This window comes from Flavobacterium sp. KMS, assembly GCF_000813005.1.
GTDB lineage: Bacteria > Bacteroidota > Bacteroidia > Flavobacteriales > Flavobacteriaceae > Flavobacterium.
Genome location: NZ_JSYP01000015.1, coordinates 26,185 through 42,269, shown reverse-complemented (window position 1 = coordinate 42,269; position 16,085 = coordinate 26,185). Strand labels below are relative to the sequence as shown.

Sequence of the window (16,085 nt, the reverse complement as noted above, 5' to 3'; positions counted from 1 at the left end):
TCTGAAGCTTTTTTTATGCTTTTTATCATGGAGGAATTTGTTGTTTATATTTTATATTCAGAAAAGTTTAATAAAAATTATACTGGTTATACTTCTAATTTAATTGAAAGATTTAAATCCCACAATTTTCTTGAAACAAAAGGATATACTTTAAAATTCAGACCTTGGGAAGTAATTCATGTTGAATTTTTTAGTTCTAAATCCGAAGCTATGAAAAGAGAAAAATATCTAAAATCCGGAATTGGAAGGGAGTTTATTAAAAATCTAATTTCTAAATTATAACTCCGTTGGGCTTATATCCGCCGCGGCGGACACAGGTTCGAGTCCTGTTCCCGCTACTAAGACAAAGCTTCAGATTTATCTGAAGCTTTTTTTATGCTTTTTATCATGGAGGAATTTGTTGTTTATATTTTATATTCAGAAAAGTTTAATAAAAATTATACTGGTTATACTTCTAATTTAATTGAAAGATTTAAATCCCACAATTTTATTGAAACAAAAGGATATACTATAAAATTCAGGCCTTGGGAAGTAATTCATGTTGAATTTTTTAGTTCTAAATCCAAAGCTATGAAAAGAGAAAAATATCTAAAATCCGGAATTGGAAGGGAGTTTATTAAAAATCTAATTTCTAAATTATAACTCCGTTGGGCTCATATCCGCCGTGGCGGACACAGGTTCGAGTCCTGTTCCCGCTACTAAAACAAAGCTTCAGATAAATCTGAAGCTTTGTTTTATGCAGTAAAGTATCTTGAAGTTTAATAGAATTCCTGTTTTTGAGCCTTGTACAAATACTTTATAGAAGTACTTCAGACACCATATTACCAAACCGATGTTTGCTGTAGTAGCTATTTCTTGAGTTGCTCAAGCAACAATTCTTTTAATTGTGAATCAAGTTTTGGGATTGTTTTTGTATAATTTCTTCCCCAAATAGAATAAATAATCTCTTCAACCTCATAACTTTCGAGTTTTTCCAACTCGTTAATTAAAAGTTCTAAATTTTGTTCTTTATTCATCAATGTTGCAAGGTTTTTATAAGTCATTTCAAACTGTGCAGAGAGGATGCCTTCACAAATCAGAACGATTGATTTTTTAGTAACTTCATATTTGTCAATTAGGTTATTAATAAAGTATTTATGAACCATTTGATGTTCATCGTCCAATATTTCAAAATACTTATGAACTAATGGGAAATATTTTTCAGAAGTCAATCCCAAACCAAATACAGCATAACTTCCAGGGAGACAACTTTTTTCGCCTTCTTCTACGTCATTATACCATTCAAATTCTTTTATAGCAACCAATGCATATTGCTCGATTTTATCGTGTAGTTCGGAATATTGCAAACAATTGGTAAAAAATCTGTTGGTAGAAGATTTTGCAATTCCTTTAATTGGTAAAAATTGTTTTTCAGATTTTGAAGAAAATTTAATAGAGTAACTGTTGGGAAACCCTTTTTGAAGTAGATTGATTATAAAATCTAAAGCCTTTTGGTAGCATTCCGAAGTTTCGTTTTTGATAGTAACAGAAATTGTAGAAAAAACATCATTGGCTTTACATTCTATATTTTTGTCTTTATAATGAATATCTTCTTGGGCAAATAGTCCTGTGCCGAAATTAAGATATTTTTTTGCAGTTTCAGAACCGAAATCCTTGCTTGCTATTTCTAAATCTTTCAGCGCGTCTGAAGCGTAATCTTTAAATTTAATCCTCAAAAAGGAAGTGTATACCCAAAGTGAAAGTTGTTTGGCGTTTACATTTTCTTTTTTAAAATCATTTTTGATTGTATTTTTTTCAGAGAAATCTCCCGAAATATCGAAATGCAATGGTTTAAATTCGTCTTTTACCCAGTTGTTGAGCATATGTAAAATACTTCGTTCGAAATCTTCGCTTGATTTTCTGTTTTTAATGTCTTTGAAAGTGTGATTTAAACAATGTTCTATTATTTCAATAAGCTTCATTGGTGAAAAACCCATCAAATTAAAATTTACTAGGTTGCCCGAAAACACAGTTATTTCTCTTGCATCCTTAACTTTTCTATCGAGATTGTAAATAACTTTTGTGATATAATTGTTCATCCGTTTCTGAAGCTCTAATTTTCGTTCTTCATTTTCGATGAAAAATGTTTCCTTGTATGAACCGTTTTTATATTCAAATTCCAAAATTACCTTAATACAATACCTAAACATTGGCTGATTGGCTTTGTCAGAAAAGAAATCAGAAATTTGTTGTTTCAGAATAGGAATTACATTGTCAATAAGATTCTCTTTCGACAGATTATCGATGGGTTCTGAAATTTCGAGTTTAAAGTAAGGAGTTTTGTCCCAATCGAAATCGTATATAAACAGTCCTATCTTCTGTCCTTTGAATTGAATTTTGAGATAATCGTGATAGCCTTCCTGAATTTCACATTCAGAATATGCGGTTTCTCCGATATGATTTTTTAAGTCATTTTTTGTTACTTCGACAATACCTTTCATCATATTGTCGATAATCATTTTTTCGATTGTATTCATTTCTGTTTTTGTAGAGTTTCTGTTTTTTGTCGAGTTTTGTTTTGATCTAGCGATGTTGTGTTAATACCTAATGTTCTGGGACTACAGCAGGCTTGGGACTAAATTAAGTTTTTTTTTTCGTTAAACACAAATCTTAAAAGGCACGATTAACTTTAAATTAAGCCTAAAACTCTAATATTGCTAAACCGCTGTTACCATCTTTTTTTATTTACTTGATAAAGATTGTACGTGTGAAGTCAGGAGACATGTATACTTCGGAGAGCTAGAGATGCAATTTCAATAGCACTTCTTGCAATGGAATCTTTTATTGTGTTTTTCGATTTAGAATAAAAAGAAAAGGATAGAAACAAATAAGTCATAAAAGTGATTTTAATCGAAATCTCTTTTACTTTTGCCAAATGTTAGAAATTCTTTACCAAGACGAATATATTATTGCAATTAATAAACCAAGTGGATTATTGGTTCACAAATCATTTTATGCCCGCGATGCAAAAGTTTATGCCATTCAGGAATTGAGAAATCAAATAGGAGGGCAACACGTTTATCCTATTCACCGGTTAGACCGAAAAACATCTGGTGTCTTGTTATTTGCATTGGATAAGGAGGTTTTGAAAATTATGAATGATCGTTTTGCCACACGCGAAGTCGAAAAAAAATATTTAGCAATTTTACGTGGTTGGTCCCCCGATGAACTAACGATTGATTATGATTTAATCAATGACGATGACATTAAACAAAATGCAATAACATACTTTCACCGTTTGCAAAATGCCGAAGTTGAGTTAGAGTTTAATAATAAGCCAACCTCACGATATTGTTTGGTAGAAGCGATTCCTGAAACCGGACGTATGCATCAATTACGTAAACATTTCAAACATATTTTTCATCCCATTTTAGGAAGCCGTCCACATGGTTGTAACAAGCAAAATAAATTATGGTTGGAGAATTATGAGCTGAAAGGAATGATGCTTCACGCACATCAGTTAATCTTTAATCATCCAATAAAAAACGAACAACTAATCTTGAATGCAAAGATTAATGAAGAGTTTAGCAGAGTAGGCAATATTCTTAATCTAGATTTGAGTAAGTATGAATAGAATAATAAATTTATCTTTCTTAAATTTACTCCAAAAGCTATAATGTTTAATTTCTAACTTCTAACAAAAAATGGATTTTCAGAATAATGAATTTTCGGAAATTGAATCATTAAAATCAAATAAAATTACTTTTATAGTAAAGGTTTTAGGAGCATTTATTTTTGGGAGTACAATTTTAGGAATAATTATTTCAGAGATAGTTATCATTGAATCTGAAAAACTATCTGTTATATTTAAATTTTATTCTGTTGTGCTATCTGTATTACTGCTATCTTTTTTGATATATGCCATAGTAAAGCATACAATTACTATCCGAAAAAATAAAATTACCAAAGTAATAGTTGATCAAAATGGTTTGCACCATTATGATAATGAAATAGTTATTGAATCTCTAACTTTTAAGTCTTTATCTCCAAATCCCGATCCGAAAAATTATGATGTAGTTTTATCAGAGGGTGAAGATGTAAGTCTTGATATTTGTGTATATTATTTCGATAACGCTACAAACACAATAATTTATAAAGCCATTATATTCAATACTCCATTTTCAATACGCAATGCAAAAGAATTACAGAGACATTTCATAAAAGGTGTTTTAAAGTTTCGATCCGATTTGAAAGTTTCACCCCGGGTTTTAGATTTATTAAATTTAAATAATTTGAAATTGTTTCGTCCTTAAATTTATCTTATAGGATTTACCTTTAATTCTATTTTTACTTTACAGTAATGCCACTTGCTCTCCGAAGTGTTCCTATTGCCACGATTGCGATGAGAAGTCTCCCGACTTCTCATCCGTTCCAATAAGCAACAAATATCAAGTAATTTTCGTTTATTTAAGATTGCCTATAACGTCCCTCTAGTACAGTGGGCTTGAAATTAAATTAAACTCATTCATTATATTTGCTAATCATTCCAAATAACCCCAACTTCAAATTAAGGCTAAACCCGCCACATTGTCAAACGGCGGTTGTGTGCCATTTTTTATTTATTCAACTCTTTTTCAATTTCTTTAATAAGTTCAATTGTTAGTGGTTTTGTATTTTTGTCGTAAACCCTTATATTATTCTTACCTAGTTTTACAAGAAATTCAATTGTCTTTTTAAATTTTGGGTCTGAATATAACTCTTGTTCTGATTTATCCGCATTTTCTATCATTTTATCAAAACACTTAAACAAAAAATCATTATAATATTTATCGACTTCGTTAATTGCCGGTACATATATTTGGTAATAATTTAAGATTTTCTGTTTTAATTTTTCGTCTTCAATATAGCCAATTTTACCACTAGACTTAAAACCTTCATAATTACCAATATTCATTTTTGGTCCATGCGAATAAATTGGAAAATCAACTTTATTTTTAGACTTATAAATACTGTCAAGTTGGCGAGTCGTTAGTGCTAAAATTTTCTCATAGCTTATGTTTGACTTTTTGTATGCTTCCTTTTCAATGTCGATGTTTTTTACATCATTTTGCAAATCATTCTTTAAATTTTCAAGAAACACTGTCACTTCTTCTTGTTGATGTCTGTGTTCGCTCCAACTGTGTAACGATATTGAAAGTGTTACAGCAAAAACGATTATAAAAATTTCTATAATGATTTCCTTCACTTTCTCTCCCAATGTATGTTTTGAATTTTTCACAGTTTTATAAATTTTTTCTGAATGTTTCGTTATTTCTTCTTGCATATTTTTTTTATTAAAATATCTTCCTATTATTTTATCGAGATTTCTTTACTTTTAGTTACTTTAGGAATATAAATAAGATAATCATACCCCTTTATAACTCTCGATAAGTATATATCATCTACTTTTAGTTTGTTTTGTAAAATAGATTTCTTTAAAGGTCTTAAATCAAAACAGTACCATTGATCATCTTTTAACACATTTAGAAAAGATTTAAAACTAGTATTATCCTCTTCGTCTTCTCCTTTTCCAACAAGCATTATATGTAACGATTTTTTCCAACTTGCCTCTTCAATATTAGAAATTAAGCTGCCTATATCATATATGTCAGTTTTTGTTAATATGGTTTCCCCTTTTGGTAGATGAACTGCACCAAACTTGAAAAGATTTTTTTTGTTTTTCCAATCGGACATTTGGTTTAGCAAGATGCTTTTCATCAGTTGAATCCTTAAGGGATGATTTCTATTAATATAAATCTCTCTACTTAACTTTAATGCTTCAATTTGTTTTCGCTCATTGTCAGAAAGTTTTAACTTCAACAACGAATCTATTTTTTGAAGGCAATCTTCGGATAATAGGTAGAATTTTTCATGACCTTCTTTAGACGCAAGTAGTTTGGAATTATGGAGCATTTGCTCATATATCTCAATCACTTTTTTATTTTTCGAAGTTTCTTTTAAATTTGAAATTATCATTTGATCTGCAAAAATGCTAATTTGTTCAACACCATATATTTTGGTATTACGTTTAACTAAATCCTTAAGCAAATTAAATTCGGGTTCTAACTCCAAAAAAGAAAAGTTTGTACTATATTCTTTAACAAAAGAATTAAGCTGTTCGGCAGATAGAGATTTAATATTTGTTTCGATTATATCTACTGAATAAGGATCAACCTCAAGAAAATAGTTATCAAACTTAACCTCATTGATAATAGCATTTGTGAAATAAGGAATTTCGTTTGTAAAATGACTTTCTCCCAACAAAACCGAATTAGATTGTTTTATTTCGTCTAGTAAAACATCCCATCCTTTTCCCTGAAATGAAATATTTTTATCAATTTGGAAAGGGAAACCATTCTTTTGAACTAAACTGTCTAGTAATATGTTTTGAGCATAGTTAAAATTTGTAATGAATAATGTAAGAAGTAAGAGTATTTTTTTTTTCATGTTGTATTATCTTTTTTTTTGGTTTATTTTTTTTTGGTTTATTTTTTATTATTAAGGTCCCAGAAAATTGCAGCCAACTTGTTTATATGTGTGACAGAACCACAAAAAGCGACCCGGATTTGGGTAGATATAAAGGATAAGTATTGTATGCTATTTATTTTCAAATATATAATTTTTCCATTATAAATTATCAAAGGGATTTTTGTTTTACCAAATGTTTTTGATACAAAAATGAATGTGGATATATCAACAAAAAGAAGAAAAAAATTAAGCTATAATTTTGTAATTAGTGAATTTAATTTTTTCAATAGTTTTATATTTCATAATAAAGTGCCTTCTTTTTATTCTCAAAGAAATCATCCCAAATATAAAACCTGCTTTCCATTAAGGCTATTGTCCAAATCTGTTGTAGTAACTGTTAGCGGTAGTTTTATTTGTTTTTTGCAATTCTAAATCCAAATCCGTCATTTCGAGTGCCTTTTGGAGATTGGTACCTAACTTCTGGCATATGAATCCCATATTCTAATGGCTTTCCATCAGTGCTTTGGGTTTCGTAAAACCAACTAACTCCTTTCGAAATTTTATAAGCTCCTTCGGCTGGTCCTTGTGGATTTTTTGTACTTACTAAACTATCTTTTTCAGGATTATACCAATCAAAAACCCATTCACCAACATTTCCCGTCATATCATAAATTCCTAGTTCATTAGGTTTAAGTAGACCAACTTTATGAAAGATGCTGTCTGAGTTTTCTTTTACCCATCCAATCTCGATTGGATTATTACTACCACTGTATTTGTAGTTTTTAGTTTTCTTTCCACCTTTAGCGGCATATTCCCACTCTGCTTCAGTTGGTAATCTTCCTCCTGCCCATTTGGCAAAGTCATTTGCTTCGTCCCAAGTTGCAAGCATTGGGTTTTCGTCTATCCATTTATAATATACTTTTATTCCGTGGGCATTTTCAATAGGTGCTTCAGGCATTTTTCTGCCTGTTTTTTCACAAAATTCTCTAAACTGTTTAACAGTTATTTCATATTTACTTATGTAAAAGTCATCAAGCTCTACCATTCGGTGTGGACTTGTAAAACCATTTATTGTGTCTCCTTTTGGACTAATGATGAATTGGTTTTTACCTTGTTCAAAAGCTCCACCCTCCACAAAAACATAGTCAGCATTGTCTTGTTTACAGGAATTTAGCATCAAAAGTCCAAGAAAGATTATAAATGTCTGTTTTGTCATAATATCTGTTTTAAATTACTGTCAACTTATTTATATGTGTGATAATTATTGTACCCTTTTTATTTCAAATATATAATTTTCATTATAAATCATATAGGATGCGCATGCTAAAATACTATAATAATCCTCAAAAAAAATGAATAGATATTTCAATACTTACCGTTACTATGACAAATCTTTAGAGTAATCTGGAGCTTTGTTGATTTATTTAGATTTACAAAATATTGTCTGATTCAGATTACAGGCATGAAGTCAGGAACCATTAGCACAGGCTTGCATGAGAACTCTTCGGGGAGTGTCATTTTAGTTAATCATTTCTTAATCCCTTAAGAAAATTCATTAGTATTAATATAAATTCGTCTCATAAAAACAACTTTTATATTAAAAAATTGATTTATACAACACTTTTAAATATTGCGATTTTCCAGGGAATAGTCTTAGGCTTAATTATTTTAAAGTCTTCTATATTCAACAGTAATTCAAATAAATATCTGGCATACTTACTATTTACACTCTCAATTATTTTACTGAATCATGTTTTTGAGATTGAAGATGCATTTACTCCCTATCCTTTTCTACGCTTTATCGATCACATCGAGTGGGTATTTCTAATCCCTTCTTTCATGTTCCTGTTTATTATAAACCGGATTGATGATACTGTAAAAAGTAAACAAAAATCTTATTTATGTTTTATTCCATTTGCCTATTCCGCTGTGCTTACTATTACACAAGATCTTGATCATGTTGCAGGAATTTATACTATTCCTGAGTCAGGCATCAATCTAATCAATATACTTGGTCTGATTCATCTTTTTTTAGCCGTTACATTCATCCCATTTCTATCGCTTTACTCTTATTTTATGATAAGGCATTTAAAAGATTCAGAGGAAAAAAAATGGATAATCATCTTATTAACAATTGTTACTTCATTGTTACTCGCTTTTCTTATTATCTATCTAACCAGCTTATTTATTCAATTTGATATTTCTGCTACTATGAGCATCCTGGCTTTATCTGCAACATTCATAATTCACTGGACAGCTTATATAGGTATCTATAAATACAAACTAGCCAAAAATAAAGATGCGGTTTACAATTTTCTAAATGAAGATTTAGCTATTTCGTTTAGCAATATGCAAATTGTAGAAAATAGTATACCAGATGAATATAGGGAATCTATCACGGCAGATAATCTCTATTTTCAAAGACTAGAACTTCTTTGTAAAGAGCAGCATATTTATACCGACAGTACATTAAACAGAGAAAAAGTCGCTGAAAAACTGGGCATAAGCGCAGGATATGTTTCACAAATTGTAAACACGATAACAGAGGATAACTTTGCCAATTATATTAATCAATATCGGGTTGAAGCTGTCAAGGAAATGATCTCAAATTCCGAATATGAAAACTACAATTTGCTAGCGATGGGATTAGAATCTGGGTTTACTTCAAAAACGACTTTTTATAAGGCCTTTAAAAAAGTTACAGGTCAGACACCAAATGAATATAAAAATACCAGTAAATAAGTACCAACTTTTTCCATCTTAAGTTTTTGAAACCTTTTCTAACTTTTCTTATGTGAATTTTGGATTGAAATAATTCAAATTACTTTTTATGAAAAAAAAACTTTTTATTACTTCAATCGGTATTGATTTAAACGATGCATTTACAAAAGTTGAAAGTATGGCTGGAGAATATAGATTTCCCACTTTATGAAGAGAATTAGACAAGCTGACGAAAGAAATATAAATTATTCACAAATAATCTTATAAAATCATTCATAAGTTGGTTAGATATTTCAATACTTGCCGTTACTAAACAAAGCTTCAGAGAAATCTGGAGCTTTTTTTGTTTGTTTAGATTTATAAAATATTGTCTGATTCAGATTGCTGGCATGAAGTCAGGAAACATGTGCATAGGCTTGCATGAGAACTCTTCGGAGAGTGCCTTTTAGTTAATCATTTCTTAATCCCCTAAGAAAATTCATCAGTATTAATATAAATTCGTCTCATAAAAACAACTTTTATATTAAAAAATTGATTTATACAACACTTTTAAATATTGCGATTTTCCAGGGAGTAGTCTTAGGCTTAATTATTTTAAAGTCTTCTATATTCAATAGTAATTCAAATAAATACCTGGCCTTCTTATTATTTGCACTTTCCATTGTTTTATTAAATTATGTTTTTGAAATTGAAGGTGTATTTACATCCTATCCTTTAATGCTTTTTATAGATGCTATCGATTGGGTATTTCTATTACCTGTTTTCACATTTTTGTTTATTATAAACCGCATTGATGATGCGGTAAAAAACAGACAAAAAATTTATTTGTGTTATATTCCATTTGTCTTTGCCAGCACTCTTAATATTACAATCCAACTTGATCATGTAACAGGAATTTATAAAATTCCTGAGTCCTATATGTTCCTAATCACTATACTTCAGCTGATTCAGATTTTATTGGCCGTTATCATCATCCTGTTTCTACCTCTTTACTCTTATTTTATGATAAGGCATTTAAAAGACCCTCAAGAGAAAAAATGGGTTATTACCTTATTGACTATCATGTATTTGATCTTATTTGTCTGGCTAACTACCTATTTGATTGGACTGTTTTTTCAATTAGATATTTCTTCTACCATGAGTGGGGTGGCTATATTGGCAACATTAATAATGCACTGGACAGCTTATATCGGCATTTACAAATATAGGCTTGCCAAAAACAAAGATGCCATCTATAATTTTTTAAATACCAATTTAGCTGTTTCGTCTCCCAGTCTCCAAATTATAGAAAAAAGCCCAACAGAAGAAAATAATACCCCAGAAGAATACAGAGAATCTATTACGGCAGAGAATCTTTATTTTCAAAAACTTGAACTTCTTTGTAAAGAGCAGCACATTTATACCGACAGTACATTAAACAGAGAAAAAGTCGCTGAAAAGCTAGGTATAAGCGCAGGATATGTTTCACAAATTATAAACACGATAACAGAGGATAATTTTGCTAATTACATTAATCAATATCGGGTTGAAGCTGTCAAGGAAATGATTTCAAATTCTGAATATGAAAACTACAATTTGCTAGCGATGGGATTAGAATCTGGGTTTACTTCAAAAACGACTTTTTATAAGGCCTTTAAAAAAGTTACTGGTCAGACACCAAATGAATATAAAAATACCAGTAAATAAGTACCAATTTATCCATTTTTAAGTTTTTGAAACCTTTTCTAACTTTTCTTATGTGAATTTTGGATTTAAATAATTCAAATCACTTTTTATGAAAAAGAACTTTTTACTACTAATCATTTTGTTTGTCTTTTATTCTGCTAATGCTCAAAATGAAACTGATTCATATCAGAAAAATAATGAAATTAAATTAAATGCAATTGCTCCTTTATGGCAATCTTTTCAGGTTGGTTACGAAAGACATTTAAATCATAATTCGTCATTAGGACTTTCTTTTTATTATGTGTTTGACAATACAAAGAATGAAGAAGATTTAAACTATTCAATATCTCCGTATTACAGAAGATATTTGGGTAAAAAATATGCATCAGGCTGGTTTGTTGAAGGATTTGGAATGCTAACTTCAATAGATGGCAAAAAAATATACGCTTCAGAAGATCATTCAATATATACCGAAAATCCCAATGTTATTGATTTTGCTCTTGGTGCCAGCGGAGGCTGGAAATGGGTGAGTAAAAGCGGATTTCTTTTTGAAGCGAATGTTGGTTTTGGTGCCCTATTATTCAATGCAAATAAAACCGACCATACTATTGTTGCAAAATTCGGACTAAGTGCTGGATATCGATTTTAGTACTTCCTGTTATTAAAACAAAACTTCAGAGAAATCTGGAGTTTTTTTATTGTGGATTACCCGTGAAACAACTTTGCATTCATGAAGGGGAAACTCGTGCCATCGGAGAAATTAGAATCCGGGTTTACTTCAAAACGACTTTTTATATAGCTCAAAAAAAATTACTGGTCACAACAACAAATAATGTTAAAATACCCCCAAAATAAGTGCCAATTTATCCATTTTTAAGCTTTTGATACCTTTTCTGATTTTTCTTAACTGAATTTTGCAGTCAAATAATTCAAATCAATTTTTATGAAAAAAATTTTATTACTAGCTGTTGTTACAGTTTTAGGATTTACAAATGTTAATGCTCAAAAAATCAAATTTGGTGTTAAAGGAGGTTTAAACTTTGCAAATATCAGTGGAGATAATACCAAAGATATCGATCTTGTAACATCATTTAATTTTGGTGTTGTATCAGAAATTCCAATTTCCGAAAAATTCTCTTTTCAACCTGAATTAATGTATTCTGGTCAGGGATATAGTTTTAATGATAACACAGTTGCCTTAAGTTATCTGAACATTCCTTTAATGGGAAAATATTATGTAACAAAAGGATTAAGTGTTGAAGCCGGACCTCAAATAGGGTTTTTACTTGGTGCTAAAAATGAAAAAACAGATGTAAAAGATTCGTTTAATACTTTTGATTTTGGTATTAATTTTGGTTTAGGCTATAAACTTGACAACGGACTTAATTTTGGCGCAAGATATAATTTGGGATTAACCGATATTAATAATGTAGAAGGTTCTTCCATCAAAAATAAAAATGGAGTATTTCAATTATCTGTTGGTTACTTCTTTTTCTAAAACTTAATAATTCAATAAAAATATTTTGCAAACCGTATTAACTCATCATTTTTTGGGAACAAAATTTTTGAATTAATCACTTAACCATTTCAATATCTTTATATCACCCACAAATAGGTTAGAGAATTGTTTCGTTAGGGTTACAAAGACAAAGCTTCAGAGAAATCTGAAGCTTTTTTCGTTTATATTTGTTTGCACTAAATATATTTAAGAATAAAATGCAAAAACCAAATAAAACATTACAATCTGAAACAAAAATGAAACAAAAACTAATAACTATTTTATTTGTATTTACCGTCATAAATATGTTTGGGCAAATTACAACTACTTCAAAACCTGATAAAACGAATTATTCTAATGATAAGTTATCTCCTAACGAAGCAGTCACTAATAAGGTTATAAGTCCGCTTCAAAAAGTAACATTAGATGAAGAAGCAATCTTACTTTATGATTACGACGGTACTATTTTTTCATATGATTTTGACTCCGAAGATGTTAATTGGACTGTAAAACCTACAGATGCTAATACTGAAATGTGTGCAAATAAAGTAACAATACATGATGGAGTTATATACGTCCCATTTATAAACGGTGAAATTTTTGCAATAGATAACGAAACTGGGGATCCTTTTTGGAAATCAAGGTTAGGTAACATTACAGATAAAATCATTCTAAAAGATCAAACTCCGATTATAAATGGTGGAAAACTGTATATAACTGCTCAAAATCAAGATCAAAGTAGTAATCTATACGCTCTTAATATAAAAGATGGTAGTTTATCATGGAGCTACAAGTTAGATTCTCCAAATAACGATATTCCAGTACTCTTTTTTGATAATAAAATTTTCACTCAAAGTGCATCGAATGTCTATAGTTTTGATGCAAATACAGGAAAAGTTCTTAACCAAAAAAGCTTTGAGGAAGCTATGACCGGAAAACCTGTAACAGATGACGAAAATGTGTTTATAGCAAATGAAAAAGACGTGCTTTTTGCCTTAACTCCGAATAAGCTAGATGTTTTATGGCAATTTAAATTAGAAGAAAATCAATACAATATCAAGGAACGTATATTTTGCCAAGACAAAAAAGTATATTTTGCCGCACAAGGTTCCACAGTTTCTTCTGTATATGCTGTTGATTCAAAAACAGGAGCTCAGATATGGAAAACTGATTTTAAAGGCGACAATATCGAATACATCACCGAGCAAAATAATGAACTTTGGGGATATACTCGTAAAGGAAAACTTTTTAAACTAGACTTAGCGGATGGTAAATTATTACTTGAAATAAAATTAACAAGTATACCTGTTTCTAATATAGAATTTCCTGATGATGACAACTTGTTTTATTATTATTGTGATGCTGGTTTAATTCAATATAATTTAAAGGATAAAGAAGAAAACGTATATTATATGCGAACCTCTCTTAAGGACGATATCTATAGCGCATATATACAATTAGTTCGATAAAAAAGAGGAGGGAAGCTCTCTCAGTATTAAGAATCTTTTGTCGAAATAAAATTAAGATTGGAATAGATTATCCTATTATAATCTTTAATAATTAGATTGTATTTTTTGATATTTCCCGCTACTAAAACGAAAAAAGCTTCAGAGAAATCTGGAGCTTTTTTCGTTTACAATAATTTCCTTTTTGTTCTTCTGAACAGAATTACAGGAAATAAATAGGATGATCACTCAAAACTTATTTAAATAAAAAGTAGCCTAAAACTTTGCATAAAAGTTGGTAGACTTTTATCAGATTAATAATTTATCAGAATTTTTAAAAACTGTTTTGTCAATGATATTTATTTTAATAAATGGAAGAAATAGCATTTAGTTTGCTTAACGATCCAATTTTTTTTGCTCTTTTTTTCGCTTTATAAATACGCTTTTTGAAACTCACTTTAGTCAATAAAATAAGGGGTTACTTATAGATTATGCCAAATAATAATACTCTAAAAAATCTATAATGTTAATTAAAAAATTATTATTTTTTATTGTTTGATTTTGTAGTGTAAGAAAAATATGTATCTTTAAATTCAATATAAATCTTACATATTTTTATAATAATTGGGAAACATATTGCAGTAATCAATGAATATTTAACAAATAACAAAGACATGTTGTTTTGAAGATTATAAAGAATAATAAACTCAATGTGTGATTAAATACAAAATAATTTAGCTAGGATAATTTAAAATATGTCAGACTTAAAAAAAGTATTGTTAGAAAATGATAATACAATACAATTTAATCCTTTTGATGAAAATAGAGTTTATGGCTTTACGCTACAAAATTTTGAGGATGACAATTTAATTAGCACCGTCCATTATAAAGTAGACATAGTATGTATTCAAAGTTATAATAGTAGTAATTTCTCTTTTGATATAAATAGAGAACAAGTTTATATAGATAATCTAGCCCCTGATTTGAAAATAGAACAAATAGCAGATAACTGTTCACAAGCGATTTTTCCGATTCGGGTAAAAGTTAGCGAAGAAGGCGATATTTTAGATATCATAAATCATAATGCTATTAAAGATAGATGGCTTCCTATAAAAGAAAGGTTGTCACAATATTATCAAGGAAATATAATTTCTGAAATACTTCTAAAAATTGAGTCTGTTTTAGTTAATAAGAAGCTACTAACAGAATCAATCTCTAAAATGTGGTTTTTCCATCTTTACTTCAAACCACTATATATTGAATATGATTTAGATCAAGCACATAATTCTGTTTGGGAATCACCTGTTTTTGGGAACCAAATCATAAAGTATGATGTGCAACAAATGATTGAAGAATACTACTCTGTAACAGATAAGATTTACATTAATATTAAAGGAAAATCTGCAGACAAGAGGACAATAAATGAAGTTTTGAATCGATGTGAATATCCAAAATCGGATATGGCTGGTATTAAAGTAGAGCCTTTAAATTCTGATATGGAAGTGCAATATAAATTATATGGAGAAGATAAAAGTATATTTTCTATAATAGGAACTTACAAAACAAAAATTACAGAAAAAATACAGAAAACAACCCAAATAGAAATTTATCATTTACCTGAAAATAGTTCTTTCAGACCTGATTCGAAATCTAAGCAGAAGCGTGCATCATATTGGCAAGAAGAAAATGAGCCGGTTAAAGAAAAGAATAGTTTTTGGAGCATATTTAAATTATTTTAAAATAAAGCAGATTAAGAATTAAAGAAAATAACACTATTTATTATGAGTGAAAAACATATTGTAGTACAAGGCGCTACTTGCCAATGTAAATTTAGTGTAGAGCCTAAAACTGATAAATTAATGGTTAAAACGCATACAAAACATTATGCGAATGACAAAGACGGATCGAAAAAGCTAATTGCCAGTGATAAAGATATAGGGCAAACACTTAAGAAAAACACCTTTGGTAAGTGTAAGAAGCAACCTGCAGGAAGTGATTACTTACCGTGCCTAGCCCAAATTACCAAATGGAGTGGTATTTATGAAAAAATAGTTTTATCTAATCAAGGAAAACTATTACTAGAAGACAGTAAAGGGACATGCCCAATGGGAGCCCCCGATTGTATTACTATAACAGATCATGGTCAAACTGCTGAAGTGACTAAACAAAATGTAGAGAATAGTAAACCCGAGGTGTTAAATGAAATTTTCCCTGCAGTGGACTTTGAAGATTTAGATAATGCCGTTTTAATGATTGAAAATAAAGCTTAA

General features: G+C 29.6%; 15 protein-coding genes. 11 read left to right on the top strand and 4 right to left on the bottom strand.

Annotated features, from left to right (window positions below):
• Positions 1–15 precede the first annotated feature (15 nt).
• Together OA93_RS15710 and OA93_RS15705 are read left to right on the top strand one after the other, a co-directional pair.
• Positions 16–282: a GIY-YIG nuclease family protein gene (locus OA93_RS15710; RefSeq protein ID WP_346425749.1), complete on the top strand. Its 267-nt coding sequence runs from the start codon at positions 16–18 to the stop codon at positions 280–282.
• Positions 283–387: 105 nt separating this feature from the next.
• Positions 388–642, top strand: coding sequence for a GIY-YIG nuclease family protein (locus OA93_RS15705; protein ID WP_039114345.1), 255 nt, complete (start codon positions 388–390; stop codon positions 640–642).
• Between the two features lie 206 nt (positions 643–848).
• On the opposite strand, the gene OA93_RS15700 is transcribed toward OA93_RS15705, so the two are convergent.
• A complete protein-coding gene (locus OA93_RS15700) occupies positions 849–2,516 on the bottom strand; it encodes a DUF6138 family protein (RefSeq protein ID WP_052259471.1) in 1,668 nt (555 codons plus the stop codon).
• A 398-nt stretch (positions 2,517–2,914) separates the two neighbouring features.
• On the opposite strand from OA93_RS15700, the gene OA93_RS15695 reads away from it, so the two are divergent.
• Positions 2,915–3,613, top strand: a complete 699-nt coding sequence (locus OA93_RS15695) for a pseudouridine synthase (protein ID WP_039114344.1) — start codon at positions 2,915–2,917, stop codon at positions 3,611–3,613.
• A gap of 70 nt (positions 3,614–3,683) precedes the next feature.
• Entirely contained in the window at positions 3,684–4,292 is a 609-nt protein-coding gene (locus tag OA93_RS15690; RefSeq protein ID WP_039114343.1) for a hypothetical protein, read from the top strand.
• Between the two features lie 302 nt (positions 4,293–4,594).
• Here OA93_RS15690 and OA93_RS15685 read toward each other — a convergent pair whose 3' ends face one another.
• The 3 genes from OA93_RS15685 to OA93_RS15675 form a co-directional block, all read right to left on the bottom strand.
• Positions 4,595–5,302 (bottom strand): DUF6090 family protein, encoded by a 708-nt coding sequence (locus OA93_RS15685; protein WP_039114342.1) that lies wholly within the window; start codon positions 5,300–5,302, stop codon positions 4,595–4,597.
• 26 nt (positions 5,303–5,328) lie between these two features.
• The gene (locus tag OA93_RS15680) at positions 5,329–6,465 is read right to left on the bottom strand and encodes a hypothetical protein (RefSeq protein ID WP_039114341.1); all 1,137 of its coding nucleotides are present in this window, start codon (positions 6,463–6,465) and stop codon (positions 5,329–5,331) included.
• A 430-nt stretch (positions 6,466–6,895) separates the two neighbouring features.
• Positions 6,896–7,702, bottom strand: coding sequence for an SUMF1/EgtB/PvdO family nonheme iron enzyme (locus OA93_RS15675; RefSeq protein ID WP_052259470.1), 807 nt, complete (start codon positions 7,700–7,702; stop codon positions 6,896–6,898).
• 389 nt (positions 7,703–8,091) lie between these two features.
• Between OA93_RS15675 and OA93_RS15670 the strand changes: the two genes are divergently transcribed.
• From OA93_RS15670 to OA93_RS15640, 7 genes are all read left to right on the top strand, one after another.
• A complete protein-coding gene (locus tag OA93_RS15670; protein WP_039114340.1) occupies positions 8,092–9,228 on the top strand; it encodes a helix-turn-helix domain-containing protein in 1,137 nt (378 codons plus the stop codon).
• A gap of 510 nt (positions 9,229–9,738) precedes the next feature.
• A complete protein-coding gene (locus tag OA93_RS15665; protein ID WP_039114339.1) occupies positions 9,739–10,893 on the top strand; it encodes a helix-turn-helix domain-containing protein in 1,155 nt (384 codons plus the stop codon).
• 88 nt (positions 10,894–10,981) lie between these two features.
• The gene (locus OA93_RS15660; RefSeq protein ID WP_039114338.1) at positions 10,982–11,521 is read left to right on the top strand and encodes a DUF3575 domain-containing protein; all 540 of its coding nucleotides are present in this window, start codon (positions 10,982–10,984) and stop codon (positions 11,519–11,521) included.
• Positions 11,522–11,815: 294 nt separating this feature from the next.
• Positions 11,816–12,370, top strand: a complete 555-nt coding sequence (locus tag OA93_RS15655; RefSeq protein WP_039114337.1) for a porin family protein — start codon at positions 11,816–11,818, stop codon at positions 12,368–12,370.
• Positions 12,371–12,627: 257 nt separating this feature from the next.
• Positions 12,628–13,839: a PQQ-binding-like beta-propeller repeat protein gene (locus OA93_RS15650; RefSeq protein WP_039114505.1), complete on the top strand. Its 1,212-nt coding sequence runs from the start codon at positions 12,628–12,630 to the stop codon at positions 13,837–13,839.
• A gap of 731 nt (positions 13,840–14,570) precedes the next feature.
• A complete protein-coding gene (locus tag OA93_RS15645) occupies positions 14,571–15,554 on the top strand; it encodes a hypothetical protein (protein ID WP_039114336.1) in 984 nt (327 codons plus the stop codon).
• 42 nt (positions 15,555–15,596) lie between these two features.
• Positions 15,597–16,085 carry a DUF4280 domain-containing protein gene (locus OA93_RS15640; protein ID WP_039114335.1) on the top strand — a complete coding sequence of 163 codons (489 nt, stop codon included), beginning with the start codon at positions 15,597–15,599 and terminating at the stop codon, positions 16,083–16,085.